14 protein-coding genes and 1 pseudogene are annotated in these 16,554 nt (G+C 50.3%); 10 read left to right on the top strand and 5 right to left on the bottom strand.

Going from position 1 to position 16,554, the window contains the following annotated elements; translation table 11 throughout:
• Positions 1 to 122 precede the first annotated feature (122 nt).
• Positions 123 to 1,793: an amidase gene (locus C8E01_RS01700; protein ID WP_116541617.1), complete on the top strand. Its 1,671-nt coding sequence runs from the start codon at positions 123 to 125 to the stop codon at positions 1,791 to 1,793.
• Between the two features lie 133 nt (positions 1,794 to 1,926).
• On the top strand, positions 1,927 to 4,299 hold the full coding sequence (locus C8E01_RS01695; RefSeq protein WP_243409375.1) for a prolyl oligopeptidase family serine peptidase: 2,373 nt from the start codon (positions 1,927 to 1,929) through the stop codon (positions 4,297 to 4,299).
• Between the two features lie 201 nt (positions 4,300 to 4,500).
• Here the strand turns inward: C8E01_RS01695 and C8E01_RS01690 are convergent, their stop codons facing one another.
• Positions 4,501 to 5,283 (bottom strand): phosphatase PAP2 family protein, encoded by a 783-nt coding sequence (locus C8E01_RS01690; RefSeq protein WP_243409374.1) that lies wholly within the window; start codon positions 5,281 to 5,283, stop codon positions 4,501 to 4,503.
• A 344-nt stretch (positions 5,284 to 5,627) separates the two neighbouring features.
• On the opposite strand from C8E01_RS01690, the gene metK reads away from it, so the two are divergent.
• Positions 5,628 to 6,932: a methionine adenosyltransferase gene (metK, locus tag C8E01_RS01685; RefSeq protein WP_116541614.1), complete on the top strand. Its 1,305-nt coding sequence runs from the start codon at positions 5,628 to 5,630 to the stop codon at positions 6,930 to 6,932.
• Between the two features lie 95 nt (positions 6,933 to 7,027).
• On the opposite strand, the gene hpf is transcribed toward metK, so the two are convergent.
• The 4 genes from hpf to C8E01_RS01665 all read right to left on the bottom strand — a co-directional run bounded on the left by hpf (position 7,028) and on the right by C8E01_RS01665 (position 9,802).
• Positions 7,028 to 7,330, bottom strand: a complete 303-nt coding sequence (hpf, locus tag C8E01_RS01680; RefSeq protein WP_116541613.1) for a ribosome hibernation-promoting factor, HPF/YfiA family — start codon at positions 7,328 to 7,330, stop codon at positions 7,028 to 7,030.
• 24 nt (positions 7,331 to 7,354) lie between these two features.
• Entirely contained in the window at positions 7,355 to 8,233 is an 879-nt protein-coding gene (locus C8E01_RS01675; protein WP_116541612.1) for a tyrosine-type recombinase/integrase, read from the bottom strand.
• A gap of 74 nt (positions 8,234 to 8,307) precedes the next feature.
• The gene (gene rpsU, locus C8E01_RS01670) at positions 8,308 to 8,502 is read right to left on the bottom strand and encodes a 30S ribosomal protein S21 (protein ID WP_007653500.1); all 195 of its coding nucleotides are present in this window, start codon (positions 8,500 to 8,502) and stop codon (positions 8,308 to 8,310) included.
• 160 nt (positions 8,503 to 8,662) lie between these two features.
• A complete protein-coding gene (locus C8E01_RS01665; RefSeq protein WP_116541611.1) occupies positions 8,663 to 9,802 on the bottom strand; it encodes an acyl-CoA dehydrogenase in 1,140 nt (379 codons plus the stop codon).
• A gap of 327 nt (positions 9,803 to 10,129) precedes the next feature.
• Here C8E01_RS01665 and C8E01_RS01660 point away from each other — a divergent pair, with 327 nt between their 5' ends.
• The 7 genes and pseudogenes from C8E01_RS01660 to C8E01_RS22115 form a co-directional block, all read left to right on the top strand.
• Entirely contained in the window at positions 10,130 to 10,876 is a 747-nt protein-coding gene (locus C8E01_RS01660; RefSeq protein ID WP_116541610.1) for a tyrosine-protein phosphatase, read from the top strand.
• Positions 10,877 to 10,898: 22 nt separating this feature from the next.
• Positions 10,899 to 11,909 (top strand): NAD-dependent epimerase/dehydratase family protein, encoded by a 1,011-nt coding sequence (locus tag C8E01_RS01655; RefSeq protein ID WP_243409373.1) that lies wholly within the window; start codon positions 10,899 to 10,901, stop codon positions 11,907 to 11,909.
• 68 nt (positions 11,910 to 11,977) lie between these two features.
• Positions 11,978 to 13,375, top strand: a complete 1,398-nt coding sequence (locus C8E01_RS01650; protein WP_116541608.1) for a tetratricopeptide repeat protein — start codon at positions 11,978 to 11,980, stop codon at positions 13,373 to 13,375.
• Positions 13,375 to 14,163: a phosphosulfolactate synthase gene (locus C8E01_RS01645; RefSeq protein ID WP_116541607.1), complete on the top strand. Its 789-nt coding sequence runs from the start codon at positions 13,375 to 13,377 to the stop codon at positions 14,161 to 14,163. Before C8E01_RS01650 ends, C8E01_RS01645 begins: the two co-directional genes overlap by 1 nt.
• Positions 14,164 to 14,249: 86 nt before the next feature.
• Complete coding sequence (locus C8E01_RS01640) at positions 14,250 to 15,194, top strand: DUF368 domain-containing protein (RefSeq protein WP_243409372.1); 945 nt, start codon at positions 14,250 to 14,252, stop codon at positions 15,192 to 15,194.
• 20 nt (positions 15,195 to 15,214) lie between these two features.
• Complete coding sequence (locus C8E01_RS01635; protein WP_116541605.1) at positions 15,215 to 15,961, top strand: shikimate dehydrogenase family protein; 747 nt, start codon at positions 15,215 to 15,217, stop codon at positions 15,959 to 15,961.
• Positions 15,962 to 16,107: 146 nt separating this feature from the next.
• Positions 16,108 to 16,270: pseudogene (locus C8E01_RS22115) on the top strand (YkvA family protein); the annotation flags it as partial.
• Positions 16,271 to 16,554 lie beyond the last annotated feature (284 nt).

Below are 16,554 nucleotides of genomic sequence, written 5' to 3'. Positions count from 1 at the left end.
AATTACAAACCGCCCCTTGCTTTGCAGGGGGCGGTTTTTTTGTAACTAATATTAGAGCAGCCAAAGCTATAAGTGAGCCATAATTATTAACTTATGGGTCTGAAATATTGATAAACGTTTACATGAAAAAATCTTATACCTATACCGTACTGGGTACCGCATGCTTCCTGTCGGGTGCTTTCGCTATGAAGCTGGCTGATGACAAGATTACAGTGGATGTGCTTCGGAGTGCGCAGCAGATGATCGGGCTGAACTTTACGGATGCACAGCTGGATTCAGCCACGGCAAGTGTAGCTGAGTTCAGAGAAAGTTACCAGCGCATCAGAAAGCAGCCATTGACGAATGATGTAGCACCGGCTCTGCAGTTTAACCCTATACCTGTAGGGTTTGCGTTTGAGCAGAAGCGGGAGAAGTTTGAAGTGGAGCGCAAAAAAGGTATAAAGCTGCCTGCCAACAGAGAAGAGCTCGCATTTTATAGTGTTCCGCAACTGGCCGAACTGGTACGGACAAAGCAGATCAGCTCAGAGGAACTCACCAAATTTTTCCTTGCTCGGCTGAAGCAGCATGGGCCTACCTTGCAATGCGTGACCAGTCTGACAGAGGAGCTTGCCCTGGAGCAGGCACGACGCGCTGACCAGGAGATAAAAGCCGGAAAGTATAAAGGGATGCTCCATGGTATACCTTATGGCGTGAAGGACCTGCTGGCTACAAAGCGGTACAAAACGACATGGGGCTCTATGCCTTACAAAGAGCAACAACTTGACCTGGATGCCACGGTGGTAGAACGACTGGAGCAAGCGGGCGCCGTACTGGTTGCCAAGCTGACGCTGGGCGAGCTGGCGATGGGCGATGTATGGTATGGCGGCAAGACCCGTTCGCCGTGGGACACGACCAAGGGTTCCAGTGGCTCCTCAGCCGGATCGGCTGCAGCTGTTTCAGCAGGTTTGTTGCCTTTTGCTATTGGAACCGAAACACTTGGCTCTATCGTATCGCCTTCCACAGCTTGTGGAACAACAGGGCTGCGTCCTACTTTCGGTCGGGTGAGCAGGCATGGCGCTATGGCTTTGAGCTGGTCAATGGATAAGATTGGGCCCATTGCTCGTTCTGCAGAAGACTGTGCCATTGTGTTCAATGCGATTTATGGCGCAGATGGCAAGGATTTGTCTCTCGTGGATGCTCCTTTTAATTACAACAAGAACATTGATGTGCGAAAGCTGCGGGTTGGCTACCTGCAAAAAGACTTTGAGCGGGACTATCCTTTCAAAGAGAACGATAAGGCCACGCTGGAAGCACTTCGGAAAGCAGGTATAGAACTCGTGCCATTTGAATTGCCAAACCTGCCCGCCCGCGATCTGACCATGACCATTTCGGTGGAGGGAGCAGCCGCCTTCGACGAACTGACCCGAAGCGGCCGCGACAGCCTGATGGTGCAGCAGCATAAGAATGCCTGGCCAAACATTTTCCGGGCAGGCCGCTTTGTTACTGCCGTAGAATATTTGCAGGCTCAACGTGTACGCTCGCTCATTATCCAGCAGATGCACGAAAAACTCAAAGGTATAGATGTATACCTGAGCCCATCGTATGCCGGTAGTAACTTAGTCATGACGAACCTTAGCGGCCACCCTTGTGTGGTGTTGCCAAATGGTTTCCAAAAGAACGGCATGCCTACCACGATCACCTTTATGGGGCAACTCTATGGTGAAGCGAAAGTGCTGGCTTTGGCCAAGCTATACCAGGACCTGACGAACCATGACGAACAGCGCCCGCCTATGGCGCTAAGCAGCAATAAGTAAGGTATAGTCCCTCAAGTGCCAAGAGGTAGAAGCCCCGATTTGGCAAGTTTGGATTTTATAGCTTAATTTTATCTCAAACAACAATCTAATCAATTCATTTATTATGCTTCTTAAGAAGAAAGCCCTTCTCCTGATGTCTTGGCTCGTACTGGCCGGCGGTGCTACCGTGCAGGCACAGGAAAACAGCAGCAAGCTGAGTGTTGAGAAGATCATGCGCGACCCGACCTGGATTGGCACTTCGCCTAGCAACGTGTTCTGGTCAGAGGACGGCAGAAAGATCTACTTTAACTGGAACCCGGATGCGAACCGCAGAGATTCGCTTTATAGTGTGTCAGCGAACGGCACAAATCTGCAAAAGGTGAGCGCGCAGGAGCGTCGTGCCTTGCCTGGAACCTGGAATGCCCGTTATAACAGAGCCAAAACCCAGAAGGTATACGAAAAGAACGGCGACCTCTACCTGCTCGACGTTAAGAGCGAGAAGACACAGCAAATCACCAATACGGTGGAGCGTGAGAACAGCCCCTCATTTAGCCATGATGAGAAGAAGGTGGCATTCGTAAAGGACGGTAACCTATACCTGTGGACGATCGCCAATGGCCAATTAGCGCAGCTAACTGATTTCAAAAAAGGAAACAAACCAGCTGAAGAGGGCAAAAACCCACAGCGTGACTGGCTAAAGGAGCAGCAGCTGGCTCTCCTGCAGATCGTTCGCGACCGCGAAGCAGACAGCAAAGCAGCCCAGAAACAACAAAAAGCCGACTCTCCGAGCCGTCCAAAAGAGATTTACATCGGCGATAAGTCAGTTGACAACATTGTGCTTAGTCCGGATGAGCGCTACATCAGCTACCGCATGGTGACGCGCCCTAAAAATGCCAAAGTAGCCATCGTCCCTGATTTCGTTACCTCAACAGGTTATACCGAGGACATCAACACCCGCACCAAAGTAGGCGATGCGCAGGCAACTTTCGAGTCATTCGTGTATGATATCCGCCGGGATACGACTTATGCGCTGCAGGCAGGAAGCATTGAAGGTATAAACGACCAACCAGCCTACCTCCGAGACCGCGACACGAAGGCTAGTACAGCAAAAGAGCCTGCCACAAAAACTGCTAAACCAGAAACCCGCGCCGTGACCATGTTTGGACCCGTGTGGTCAGACAATGGCAAGCATGCCGTGATGGTAGCCCGGGCAGCCGATAACAAAGACCGCTGGATACTGAAGCTCGACCCGGCTTCCGGCAAACTGAGCACACTCGATCGCCAGCGCGACGAAGCCTGGATCAATGGACCAGGTATAGGTTATGGCACCGGTGACATTGGTTTCATGCCAGACAATGAGCACGTATGGTTCCAGTCAGAAGAGAGCGGTTACTCCCATTTGTATGCCGTGAACCTGAGCAATGGCAGCAAGAAAGCACTGACGAGCGGTAAGTTTGAGGTTTCCGGTCCTCAGATATCTAGAGACAAGAAGAACTGGTATTTCACGGCAAACAAGGTACACCCAGGTGAGAAGCATTTTTACAGAATGCCGATCAATGGCGGGGAAATGACCCAACTGACTTCTGGTACTGGTGCACATGAAGTAACCCTGTCGCCGGATGAGAAGAAGCTGGCCATACGTTATTCTTACAGCAACAAGCCATGGGAACTGTTTGTGCAGGATAACAAAAAGGGAGCGAAGCCGCGCCAGGTGACGCAATCGCTCACCGACGAGTTCAAGTCCTACAACTGGCGCGAGCCAGAGGTGATCAGCTTCAAGGCAAGTGACGGAGAAGACGTGTACGCCCGACTGTATCGTCCGGAGAAGACAGTGGCAAATGGGCCTGCTGTGATCTTTGTGCACGGTGCCGGCTACCTGCAGAATGCGCACAAATGGTGGAGCTCTTACTTTAGAGAGTATATGTTCCACAATTTCCTGGCAGATAACGGCTATACTGTGCTGGATATCGATTACCGCGGCAGTGCCGGCTATGGCCGTGACGTACGCACCGGCATCTATCAGTTCATGGGCGGAAAAGATCTGAGCGATCACGTAGACGGCGCCAAGCTGCTTGTGGACAAGTATAATGTGGACCCAAAACGTATCGGTATCTACGGCGGTTCTTACGGAGGTTTTATTACACTGATGGCCATGTTCACAGAACCGGATGTGTTTGCAGCCGGCGCAGCCCTGCGATCCGTTACAGACTGGGCGCATTACAACCACGGCTATACCTCCAATATTCTGAACGTACCGCAGCTCGATAGCCTGGCCTATGCCAAAAGCTCGCCGATCTACTATGCGGAGGGACTGAAAGGCGCGCTCCTGATCTGCCATGGCATGGTAGATACCAACGTGCACTTCCAGGACGTGGTACGCCTGACCCAGCGCCTGATTGAGCTGGGCAAAGACAACTGGGAACTGGCCGTTTACCCGGTAGAGGACCACGGCTTTACAGAGCCAGCCAGTTGGACCGACGAATACAAGCGTATCTACAAACTCTTTGAAGAGAATCTCAAAAAGTAAAATGATTTGCAGATAACAGAAAAAGGGCCTGGCAGCTAAGCCAGGCCCTTTTTTTATGTTGTTTCTTATAAGAAGCAGCGTGTTACTGGAAGCTGCGAATTAGCCGGACCACCCTATTTCGATTTCTTCATCTGGAGCTAAATTGCCAGGGTTTCTTGAAACGGGGAAGGTATGGAAGTCGAGGCGTGCCTATACTTTCTATTAGAAGGTATAGCTGAGGTTAGCCCCTTGCGAAGCTGTACCGGCAAAGGTCGGTATGATGGTTGGGCTTAGTGAAAAACCGCTATTGTTAGTCTTTTTGTGTAGTTGCGGTACCACCACACCTACAGCAGCACCCACTGCGTACCCTAGTAAGTTATCACTCAGGAAATGCTTTCCGGCTCTCAGGCGCAGGTAGCCTACAGCTGCAGGCACAGTGGCTGCTCCTAACCACACGTAGGTACGGGCAGGCGAGTCGGGGTTGAAATCGTGAAAAACCTTGGCAAAGAAGAAAGAAGCTGCCGCCGCCGCCGTCGTGTGGCCGGCATAAAAAGAGTTTCGGGCATTGGCGCGTGTTTTTTCTCCTATTTCCACATCCGGACTATACACCAGGGGCCTCGTACGCGGATTGTAAGCACTTGACATGGTGAATAGGGCGCCTGTTATGGCCATAGTTTGCACATACATTCCAAACACCTGGCCTGCATTGCTGCGCACATCGTCGTTGAAAGCTAGTAAGAAAGGAAGTGCAAAAGAGCCGTAAAAAGGGATGTCGCTGATTTTTTTTGCCTGCTCCGAGTCGTAGCCGGCAGAAAAGCGGTCGAAACTGTTGACCTCGTTTCTATTAAGGTTGGCAATCTGTTCTTCTGTGAGCCCATCCTTGTCCTGCATGCGGGTGAGGCCATAATAACTGAGGCCCATACCTGCCGCGGTTATGGGGGCATCCACTGCAAATTTGGTTCTGTAAGGAGAATCATTTTGTGCCAGGCTGACTTGTGCTGTCATAACCATACACCATATTATTAGAATATACTTTTTCATCGTTGAGTCTTAAATGTGCAATTTTAATGATTGAAACGGGGCTATATATAAAAGGTTTTGTATAGATTTTAATTAGTTGCAGTGCCTTTTGGCCATGCTTGACCTATCTGCATACACGCTAGCTGGTAAATAGTTTTTATGTGTTAGATACAATTCTGCATGGATAATGTTTAGCTGGGCAAATAGCTTTTAAAAGCTGGTAACCTTGTGTAAATGATCGTTTTTATTGTGCCGGAATTGCCGTAGCTTTGCAATCGCTGTCATTTCTGGCAGTTGGTTTATACTTTGTACCTAAACCCATCATCGAGATGCCATATTTGTTCACCTCCGAGTCCGTATCAGAAGGACACCCGGATAAAGTAGCGGATCAGATTTCTGATGCCCTCTTAGATGCATTTTTAAAGCAGGACCCACAGTCGAAAGTGGCTTGCGAAACACTGGTTACAACAGGTCTTGTTGTACTGAGCGGTGAAGTGAAAACAGAAGCATACGTAGATGTGCAGAAGATCGCCCGCGATGTGATAAAGCGAATCGGCTATACAAAATCAGAATATATGTTCGACGCCGACGCCTGTGGTGTGATATCGGCAATACACGAGCAGTCTCCGGACATCAACCAGGGGGTGGAGCGCACTAAGCCTGAAGACCAGGGCGCTGGTGACCAGGGCATGATGTTTGGCTATGCCACCAATGAAACCGACAACTACATGCCTTTGGCCTTGAGCATCTCGCATTTGCTGTTGGAGGAGCTTTCCGCTATTCGCAAAGAAGGCAAGGAGATGACGTACCTGCGCCCGGATGCCAAATCGCAGGTGACCATCCGCTACAGCGACAACCACGTGCCTGAGGAAATCGATACGATCGTGATCTCGACCCAGCACGACGAGTTTGTGTTGCCGGAAACCGACAGCAATGACGCGAAGCTATCAGCTGAGAAGCAGATGGTGGCCAAGATCAAAGCCGATGTGGATAGCATCCTGATTCCACGTGTGCTAAAGCAGTTACCGGAGCGTATCCAGAAGCTGTTCAATAACAAAATTACCTACCACATCAACCCAACCGGCAAGTTCGTGATCGGTGGTCCGCACGGCGACACCGGCCTGACTGGTCGTAAGATCATCGTAGATACCTACGGTGGCAAGGGTGCGCACGGTGGTGGTGCCTTCTCGGGCAAGGATTCTTCTAAAGTGGACCGTTCTGCCGCTTATGCAACGCGTCACATTGCTAAGAATTTAGTTGCTGCTGGCGTAGCCGATCAGGCGCTGGTGCAGGTGGCTTATGCTATTGGTGTAGCGAAACCTGTGGGGCTGTACGTGACAACCTATGGCTCAACCAAAGCGAAAGACGCGAGCGGAAACTTGATGAGCGATGGTGAGATTGCTGAAAAGGTGAACAAGCTGTTCGACATGCGTCCTTATGCCATTGTACAGCGCTTTGGATTGCAAAACCCGATTTTCTCTGAAACAGCCGCTTATGGCCACATGGGCAGAACGCCCGGCAAAAAGACCGTGGAAGTTTCTGTGAACGGCACCAAGGAAGTAAAAGAGTTCGAGACCTTTACTTGGGAGAAGCTCGACTATGTAGATAAGATCAAGGCAGAGTTCGGTTTGTAACCGGCTTATACCTTAGACCATAAAAAAGGCCTGCTGAGCGATCAGCAGGCCTTTTACTTTATACCTGGATCAGGTATGGCACGTATCAGAATGGCTTAATGATGGGCCATTTGTTTCTCCTTGAATTTTTTCAGTTGTCTGCGCATCGCTTCAACAGCTGCATCAGCGGCTGCTTCGAAAGAGGCTGCGTCTTCTTTTGAGAATAGGGTGGAGCCTGGTACGTAAAGTTTTATCTCAACAGTCTTATTATCTGTTCCGTCATTGTTGTTATGTTTAAGAAACACCTCGCCCTCTACCACGCGGTCGTAGAATGTTTCCAGTTTGTCTACTTTCTGCTGGATGAAATCGGTCAGCTGTCTGTCAGCCTCGAAGTGGATTGAATGCATCTGTAGCTTCATAATCGTAACATTTTATGGTTAAACTTATGCTTTTGGATGAGCCTTCTCGAAAATCGATTTCAGCTTCTCTATTGAATTGTGCGTGTATACCTGTGTGGCGGCCAGGCTGGCGTGCCCCAATAGGTCTTTGATGGCATTGAGATCAGCGCCGTTATTTAGCAGGTGAGTAGCGAAGGAGTGTCGCAGCACATGTGGGCTGTTATGTTCAGAAGTGGTAACCAAGCTGATGTACTTTTTAGCGACACGATAAACGAACTTCGGATAGAGTGGTCGTTCTTTATTAGTAACGAGCAGCCTTTCCGAATTGTTATTGCCAAACGCGCTTTTCTTGTGCTCCAGATATTGCCTGATGGAAGCTACCAGTGTATCGTTCAGCGGGATGATGCGGACCTTGTTCCCCTTGCCCAGTACCCGCACCGTTTTGGCGTGCAGGTCCACGTCTTCATGCGCTATTCCTATGAGTTCGGCCAGTCGCATGCCGGTGCCATACAGGAACTCGAGTATCAGGCGGTCGCGCTGCCCTTCAAAGGTGTCCTCGAAGGTAAAGGTATCCAGAAAACTATTGAAAGGCTCTTCCGGCACAAAGGCAGGCAGTTTCTTCGAAACTTTAGGTGCCTTGATGCGCAGCATGGGGTTGGCGCTGATGCGCTGCTGGCCTAACAGGAATTTATAGTAGGAGCGGAGGCAAGCGATTTTGCGGTTAACAGAACGGGCCTCCAGATTTTTGTGCACAAGGGTCAGGATCCACGACCGGATGATGGTATGGTCTGCCTCGGCGGGATCGGTGATCTGGTAAGTGTCCTGCAGGTACTGCGCGAACTGCCCCAGATCGGTGTGGTAAGAAGTGAGCGTGTGCGGACTGTACCGCTTCTCGTATTCGAGATACTTAAAAAATAATTCCATACCTTGGTGTAAAAGACAGGGGTGCCTGCCATTTATACCAAGGTATGGAAAAATAAAATATCTTTAAAGAAAGACTAGTAGTTTTCGTTAGCGAAAAGCTGCTGCTTGTACTTCGCTCTTTCTTTTTGCTTTCTCTTAGAAACAGATGGTTTCTCGAAGAACGTTCTCGCTCTCAGTTCTTTCAGAACACCAGTTCTCTCAAATTTCTTCTTGAATCTCTTCAGGGCACGGTCTACAGACTCGTTATCTTTTACGTTTACAATAATCATGTTTTTCCTCGCTTCTTCTGATATTTAGGGATGCAAATTTAGTTAATGTTTTACTTAAAAATCAATAGTTTGACGAAAATAATTCAGCAACTTATTTAAAAGTGCTGCTCACTCAGCTAAAACCAGCTTGGCGCAAGTTAAAAAACTTTTGATCGTCAACCTATTTCAGGATGGCTCTGGAGATAACGAGCTTTTGTATCTCGCTTGTTCCCTCGCCGATGGTGCACAGTTTGGCGTCGCGGTAATACTTTTCGGCCGGATAGTCTTTCGTGAAGCCGTAGCCACCAAAAATCTGTACGCCCTCGTTCGCTACTCTCACCGATACCTCAGAGGCATACAGTTTTGCCATGGCCGATTCTTTGTTCACGTTCAGGCCGCGGTTTTTCATATCGGCTGCCTGGTAGGTGAGGAGAGAAGCTGCTTCGATCTCGGTGGCCATGTCGGCCAGTTTGAAGGAAATGCCCTGGAAGCTGGAGATCGGCTTGTTGAACTGGCTGCGTTCCTGCGAGTAAGCCAACGCCGCCTCGAAAGCGCCCTGTGCTATACCTAGCGAAAGCGCTGCGATCGAGATACGACCGCCGTCCAGCACTTTCATGGCCTGAATAAAGCCTTCGCCCACCTTGCCCAGCATCTGGTCTTTGTGCACACGGCAGTCTTCGAAGATCAATTCCGTCGTTTCAGAGGCACGCATGCCCAGTTTGTCTTCCTTGCGACCCGCGCTGAAGCCCGGAGTGCCTTTCTCGATGATGAAGGCCGTCATGCCGTGGGAGTCACCCACTTGGCCGGTGCGTACGATCACCACCGCCACATTGCCGCTTTTGCCGTGCGTAATGAAGTTTTTGGCACCGTTGATCACCCAGTAATCGCCGTCCTGCACGGCCACCGTGCGCATGTTGCCCGCATCAGAACCTGTGTTAGGCTCCGTCAGGCCCCAGGCGCCGATCCACTCGGCAGTGGCCAATTTTGGGAGATACTGTTTTTTCTGCGCCTCATTACCAAATTGCAGGATATGGCCGGTGCAAAGCGAGTTATGCGCCGCCATGGAAAGACCAATAGAGCCATCAATCTTAGAAAGCTCCGCGATAGCCGTTACATATTCCAGGTAGCCAAAGCCGGAACCGCCGTACTCGGTTGGCACCAGCACGCCCATCAGGCCCAGTTCGCCCAGCTTCTTAAACACTTCCACCGGAAATTCCTGGCTCTCGTCCCATTCCATCATTTTTGGTTTGATGTGTTTGGCTCCGAAGTCCCGGATCATGTCGGCAATCATGCGCTGGTTTTCTGTGTAGTTAAATTCCATTTAAGTTTTTTTGTGTTAAAGTCGCGTGTATTAAACTGGTAAATGAATAAAGGGTTTACAAAGCTAACTAAATTAGGCTTATTGGCAAATTCGGGGTTTTAGTTTGATTTAGTTGATGTGTGAACGCTAATTGGAACGCTGCTTCCTGATAGTTTTGGGCATTGCACGAGAGTCTGTGATCTGGTAGTTTCCCCATCATCTTATATTAAACCTAAACGTACTTCGTTTATTTTGATAGCGTATAATATTTGCGTTATTTTGATGTTGCGTTGCCGTGTTTGGCAACGTTTGTGTTTTGTGCCGTGTACATACGGTTGAATCGAGCAAATGATAAAGTTTTTCCAGAATCTGTTTGGCAAGGAGGATGTGCAGGTTGAGTCGCTGGGTATACTCGGCGTGGACATGCACTCGCACATACTGCCAGGTATAGACGACGGCGCCGCCACAGTGGAGCAGTCGCTGGAACTCGTGCGCGGCATGAAGGAGATGGGCTACCGCAAGCTGATCATGACGCCGCACATCATGAGCGATTTCTACCGCAACACGCCCGAGATCATTCGCATGCAGTTGAAAGTGCTGCAGGATGCCGTTACGGCTGAAGGTATAGAGATGGAACTGGCCTGCGCCGCCGAGCACTACCTTGATGAGGCCCTGCTGCAAAAGCTGGAAGACAACGAGGAACTGCTCACGTTTGGCGACAACTACCTGCTGTTCGAGACCTCTTTCCTGAACGAGCCGCTCAACCTGCGTGAAGCCATTTTTCGGATGCAATCGTTGGGCTACAAGCCGGTGCTGGCCCACCCCGAGCGCTATACCTATTTTTATGGCAAGTTCGATGATCTGGTAGGGCTTCGGGAGCAGGGTGTACTGTTGCAGCCAAACCTCAACTCCCTCACAGGCTATTACTCGCCTGGTGCCAAAATGATCATCGAAAAACTTATAGACGCCGGTCTGGTTGATTTTCTGGGCTCCGATACGCACAGCCTGAAGCACATTGCCAACCTGCAGAAAGTGCTTTGCTCGAAATATCTGGTAAAGGCCCTGGAGCTTCCGCTACTCAACAGTAAACTATAATCCCTTAACTCCTCCTATACCCATGTCGATGGTTTTCGTGACAGGCGGCAGCGGCCTGATTGGCAGCTATCTTATTCCGGCACTAGTCGCGCAAGGCCATAGTGTGCGTGCGCTATACCGGGGCCAGGTGCCCGCTATTGCTCAGGAAGACCAGGTAGAGTGGGTGGAGGGCGATATATTGGACATAGCCTTACTGCGAAAAGCCCTGCAAGGAGTAGCATATGTGTTTCACAGCGCCGGTCTGGTATCATATGCCCCACAGGACACCGAGTTGCTGCAGCAAGTAAATGTGGATGGTACTGCCAATATAGTAGATGCCTGTCTGGATGCGGACGAGGAGGTTAAGCTGTGCCATGTCAGCTCGATTGCTGCCATAGGCCGCAACAAGGAGGCAACCTTGCTGAATGAAACCAGCAAGTGGGATGCGGGGGAGAAGCAGTCAGCCTACGCTGAGTCGAAGCACTACGGTGAGTTGGAGGTATGGCGGGGTATAGCCGAAGGACTGCAGGCCGTGATCGTGAATCCATCCGTGGTGCTGGGGCCGGCCGACTGGAACCGCAGCAGCACCCGCCTGTTCAAGTATGTATACCAGCAACGACCGTTCTATACCCCGGGCAGCGCCAATTTTGTGGATGTGCGTGATGTGGTGGAGGCGATGCTGCGTTTGACGTTTTCGGATATCTCCGGCGAAAGATTTATCTTAAATGCCGGGCAGCTTACTTATAAAGAGTTTTTTGCGGAGGCCGCCCGGTGCTTTGGTAAAAAGGCTCCCTCCATCAGGGTTTCTCCAGCGCTGGCCGAAGTGGTGTGGCGACTGGAGCATGCCCGCGCCTGGCTGACGGGTGGGCGCCCGCTGATCACAAAAGACACCGCCCGCGTGACGGCTAAAAGCCACGTGTTTGACAATCAGAAAGTTCGGAAAACAACAGGTATGGAGTTCAGGCTACTGACCGAATCCATCGCCTGGACATGCCAGGGTTTACTGCAAATAGCAGAGAATCAGAGAGGTCCGGAGCTGACCCGCGCAAACTAAACTATTTGCAGTTTATAAATGTAGTTAAAAGACAAGAACTGCCTTTTGCAGTTTGTGGGATATAGGAGATGAAAGAGAATTTTGACGAGCACAGCGAGGACTCTGAGCTGATCATCCGGTTCGAGCAGATGCTGGGAACAAACGAAACCGTTTTTTTTGACCTGACCGACTTTGAATATATCATAGACCATTATACCGCTAACTTTGACTATAAGAAGGCGCTGCTGGCCTGTGAGTCCGCTATAGCACAGTATCCTTTCTCGACCGGGCTTCAAATAGACAAGGCGCAGCTGCTGGCAATGTCCGGCAACTTCGAAGACGCCATGGTGCTCATCGACCAGGTGGCCGAAGTAGAGCCGCAGAACCCCGATGTACTCCTGACCCGGGGCATCATTTTTACGCAGCGCGGCGAGTACCGCAATGCCGTAGACCATTTCAAGAAAGCGCTGGCCTTTGCCGAGGACCGCGACGATATCTATTTCAACATTGGCCTCACTTACCAGAGCTGGGGCAAATTCAGCTCGGCCATCAAGTACTACAAGAAGTGCATCGAACTGAACGTGGAGAACGAGGCCGCCATGCAGGAGATTATCTACTGTATGGAGATCACGGGCTCTATGCGCGAGGAGCTGCCATTCTTTCAGGCTTTCATCGACAAAGACCCATACTCGTATGTGGCCTGGTTTAACCTGGGCAACGTCTACAACAAATTGGGTTCTTACGAAAAGGCCATCGCCGCTTACGACTACTCCACCATCATCAAGCCCGATTTTATCACGGCTTACAACAACATGGCCAACGCCTATGTGTTTATCGGGGAGTATACCAAAGCCATCGAGGCCTTTAACGGCATGCTGGAGCACGGTTCGCCGTCCGCGGAAGTGTTCTGCAACATAGGCGAGTGTTACGAAAAAATGCAGCAGTGGGACCTGTCGCGTCGCTATTACCAGAAAGCCATTGACCTGGATCCGGAGATGGACGAGGCCTGGTTTGGCATAGGCGTGGTGCTGGATGCGCAGGGCAAGTGGTATGAGTCGGTGCACTTCTTTAAGAAGGCCGTCACGCTTTATGACGACAGCGTGGACTACTGGGTGGCGCTGGCATCGGCGGAGTACCATGTGGGTCATGTGGTGTCGGCGCTGGAAAGCTACGCACGTGCCGCTGAGATACAACCGGAAGACAAAGACATCTACCTTAACTGGTCGATCATCCTGTACGAGCAGGGCAATTTTGAGGAAGCGACCGAAATAATTCTGAATGCGATAGAGCTGCAACCTGACGAGGCTGAGCTGTATTATAGAGCTTGCGCCTACATGCTTTCGGCAGGAAAATACCGCGAAGCATACAATTATCTGGAAAATGCATTAATTTTGGACTTCGAAAAACATAAGCTGTTGTTCGAGTTCTTCCCTGAGCTTGAGTCTCAGCGCGCATTATCCCGATTAATTGACCAATATCGCAAATAATGAACAGTAATTATATTTTGAGCGGCCTGCCAGAGCGCGAGGCGAAGCCGCGTGAGCGTGGCTTTACCATGGCTATGGACAAAGGCCTGAGTATCCGTGAAGTAGAAGACTTTCTGGACGTAGCCGGTGAGTATGTAGACATCGTGAAACTGGGCTGGGCTACCTCGTATGTAGTGCCTAACCTGCAGCGGAAGCTGGATGTTTACCGCGCAGCCGGTATACCCGTTTACTTCGGTGGTACTTTGTTCGAGGCGTTTATCGCCCGCAACCAGTTCGAAGACTACCGCCGGGTGCTGGACAAGTATGATATGACATTTGCGGAAGTGTCGGACGGATCGCTCGAGATGGCCCACGAGAAAAAGTGTGGTTACATTCGGACGCTGGCTGAGCAGGTGACGGTACTTTCAGAAGTTGGCTCAAAAGATGCTGAGAAGATCATCCCGCCTTACATGTGGATTAGGCTGATGGAAGCTGAACTGGAAGCTGGAGCCTGGAAGGTAATCGGCGAGGCCCGTGAGGGTGGCAACGTAGGGTTATTCCGCTCAACGGGCGAGGTGCGCAGCGGTCTGGTAGAAGAAATCCTGACCAAAATTCCGTTTGAGAAGATCCTGTGGGAAGCGCCTCAGAAAGCGCAGCAGGTATGGTTTATCAAACTGCTGGGCGCTAACGTGAACCTGGGTAACATCGCGCCAAACGAGGTAATTCCGCTTGAGACGATCCGACTGGGACTGCGCGGCGATACGTTCAACCACTTCATCAACAACGGACAGCCGATCATAGACGCTTAATACCAGGCAGATAATGGAAAATTGCCCATCGGCGACCCCGACGGGCAATTTTTTTGTGCTTAGCCAAATCCAGATTTTTTAAAAGCATGAAACGACGATCTTTAAAAGAATACCTGCTACTGTTTTCGAAAGGTATGGGCATGGGAGCTGCCGACGTGGTACCAGGGGTATCGGGAGGTACGATTGCCTTTATATCGGGCATTTACGAAGAACTGCTTGATTCTATACGTTCTGTTGATGGTGAGGCTCTGCGCTTGATTTCAAAGTTTGATATCAAGGGGTTCTGGCAGCACATCAACGGCAACTTTCTATTAGTGTTGCTGGCAGGCATTTTCACGTCTATCGTGACACTTTCCAATTTAGTGGTATTTCTGCTGGCCACTTACCCAATTATGGTCTGGGGTTTCTTCTTTGGGCTTATTGTAGCATCGGTCGTGGTGGTGTCCAAAAAGATAACCCGCTGGCGGCCTGCTACAGTACTGTTTGGGCTTATTGGGGTGGCTTTGGCATATTACATTACGGTGGCTGTGCCGATGCAGACGCCCGAAGCACATTGGTTTGTTTTTATAGCGGGTGCTATCGCCATTTGCGCCATGATTTTGCCAGGCATTTCAGGGAGTTTCCTGTTGCTGCTGATGGCCAAGTACGAGTTCATCATGAATGCGCTGAAGGAGTTTAAAATTGACATCATTCTGGTATTCGGGGTGGGTTGCGTAACTGGTCTACTGGCTTTTTCGCATGTGCTCAACTGGATGCTGACCAAGTACCATAACATCACGGTGGCGTTGCTGACAGGCTTTATGCTTGGTTCCCTGAACAAGGTATGGCCTTGGAAAAAAACGCTCGAGACGTATACAGACCGGCATGGCGAAGTGAAGCCACTCCTGCAGGAAAACATCCTCCCAGGACATTATGCTCAGCTGACTGGTGAGAGTTCATACTTGCTTTACACGGTGCTGCTTGCTGCTTTTGGTTTCCTGCTGGTGTACCTGCTCGACCGCATGGCTGATCAACCAGCCGGAAAAGTATAGGTTTTTGAAGAACAAACAGGATGCGCAAATTTGGACTGATCGGCAAAAAGCTCGGGCACTCGTTTTCAAAACGGTACTTTACTGCAAAATTTAAGCAGGAAGGTATAGCCGACGCTGCTTACGAACTATATGAACTGTCCGATATCGCTGAGCTCCCAAATTTGCTGGCACGCGAACCTGAGTTGGTTGGACTGAACGTGACAGTACCTTACAAAGAGGTTGTTATCCCATACCTACACGAATTGGACAGCAGCGCTGCCTGTATAGGTGCCGTGAATACTATCAAACTAGAGGGTGGCAGGTCCAAAGGCTACAACACGGATTTCCTTGGTTTCAGGGATACGCTGCGGCAGTTTTACCCGGCGGGTGAAGGTGCCAGAGCGCTGGTGCTCGGAACGGGCGGCGCGGCCAAAGCCGTTTGGGCTGCCCTGGAGGAACTGGCTATACCCTATACCTCCGTCTCGCGGAATCCCACTCAAAATCAGCTGCATTACGAGGCCATAACATCGGAGGTACTGCAGGCTTATCCCTTGATTATCAATACGACACCGCTCGGCATGGCACCTGATACCGACCGTGCTCCTGCTATACCTTACGAAGCGCTCAGGCCGGGTCATTATCTCTACGACCTGGTCTATAACCCCGAGGAAACCCTGTTTCTGCAGAAAGGCCGCCTGGCCGGCGCGCGTATCCTTAATGGTTTGCCAATGCTCCACGCACAGGCTGATGCCGCCTGGGGAATCTGGGCAAACGAAAATTGCGGATAAAATATTGCGTTTATTTTATGTTATCATGAAACTTTCTGGTAGGGCTGCTGCGTAAGGAGAAATAAGACCACCCTCTTACCCTTATACCCATGATGCAGTTGACATACCTTCGCCAGAAAGCGCATGAGATAAATGCGGAGATATACGCTTTATACCTATCTGCCCGCCACCCGGAGGTAAGATGGTATGTGCCGCTTCTGCTCGCCGTGGTCATCGGTTATGCCATTTCACCTATCGATCTGATTCCTGATCTGGTGCCGGTGTTCGGCTTCCTGGATGATGTGGTATTAGTGGTGCTGGGTATACATACGGCCTATCAATTGGTTACCAAAAACATACTGGGCCAGGCCCGCCTGCAGGCCTACGAAGAATTGAGCCGGGATGGGGAAGGGGCTTCCGGTGCTTACCAGATCATCGGCTATACCTGGGTATTGATCGCTGCGCTTTTCTCTATGATGTTCTACAAAATTTTGTTCTTAACAGTCCTCTAAACACTCTCACCTTAAACAAAACCAGTGAAGGCCTTTTCCATCTCGAAGAGGCCTTTGCTGTTTATACACAGTTTTTCTGTTGTAAGAATATTTAATTTTAAT

The organism is Pontibacter virosus (genome assembly GCF_003096355.1).
Lineage (GTDB): Bacteria > Bacteroidota > Bacteroidia > Cytophagales > Hymenobacteraceae > Pontibacter > Pontibacter virosus.
Note: the sequence above shows the minus strand (reverse complement) of the source record. Positions and strands in the feature narration are given on the sequence as shown.

What these genes read in the sequence shown, in the direction of transcription:
- C8E01_RS01700 (WP_116541617.1), top strand. Translation starts at nt 123, where the DNA reads ATGAAAAAATCTTATACCTATACCGTACTGGGTACCGCATGCTTCCTG.
- C8E01_RS01695 (WP_243409375.1), top strand. Translation starts at nt 1,927, where the DNA reads ATGTCTTGGCTCGTACTGGCCGGCGGTGCTACCGTGCAGGCACAGGAA.
- C8E01_RS01690 (WP_243409374.1), bottom strand. Translation starts at nt 5,283, where the DNA reads ATGACAGCACAAGTCAGCCTGGCACAAAATGATTCTCCTTACAGAACC.
- metK (WP_116541614.1), top strand. Translation starts at nt 5,628, where the DNA reads ATGCCATATTTGTTCACCTCCGAGTCCGTATCAGAAGGACACCCGGAT.
- hpf (WP_116541613.1), bottom strand. Translation starts at nt 7,330, where the DNA reads ATGAAGCTACAGATGCATTCAATCCACTTCGAGGCTGACAGACAGCTG.
- C8E01_RS01675 (WP_116541612.1), bottom strand. Translation starts at nt 8,233, where the DNA reads ATGGAATTATTTTTTAAGTATCTCGAATACGAGAAGCGGTACAGTCCG.
- rpsU (WP_007653500.1), bottom strand. Translation starts at nt 8,502, where the DNA reads ATGATTATTGTAAACGTAAAAGATAACGAGTCTGTAGACCGTGCCCTG.
- C8E01_RS01665 (WP_116541611.1), bottom strand. Translation starts at nt 9,802, where the DNA reads ATGGAATTTAACTACACAGAAAACCAGCGCATGATTGCCGACATGATC.
- C8E01_RS01660 (WP_116541610.1), top strand. Translation starts at nt 10,130, where the DNA reads ATGATAAAGTTTTTCCAGAATCTGTTTGGCAAGGAGGATGTGCAGGTT.
- C8E01_RS01655 (WP_243409373.1), top strand. Translation starts at nt 10,899, where the DNA reads ATGTCGATGGTTTTCGTGACAGGCGGCAGCGGCCTGATTGGCAGCTAT.
- C8E01_RS01650 (WP_116541608.1), top strand. Translation starts at nt 11,978, where the DNA reads ATGAAAGAGAATTTTGACGAGCACAGCGAGGACTCTGAGCTGATCATC.
- C8E01_RS01645 (WP_116541607.1), top strand. Translation starts at nt 13,375, where the DNA reads ATGAACAGTAATTATATTTTGAGCGGCCTGCCAGAGCGCGAGGCGAAG.
- C8E01_RS01640 (WP_243409372.1), top strand. Translation starts at nt 14,250, where the DNA reads ATGAAACGACGATCTTTAAAAGAATACCTGCTACTGTTTTCGAAAGGT.
- C8E01_RS01635 (WP_116541605.1), top strand. Translation starts at nt 15,215, where the DNA reads ATGCGCAAATTTGGACTGATCGGCAAAAAGCTCGGGCACTCGTTTTCA.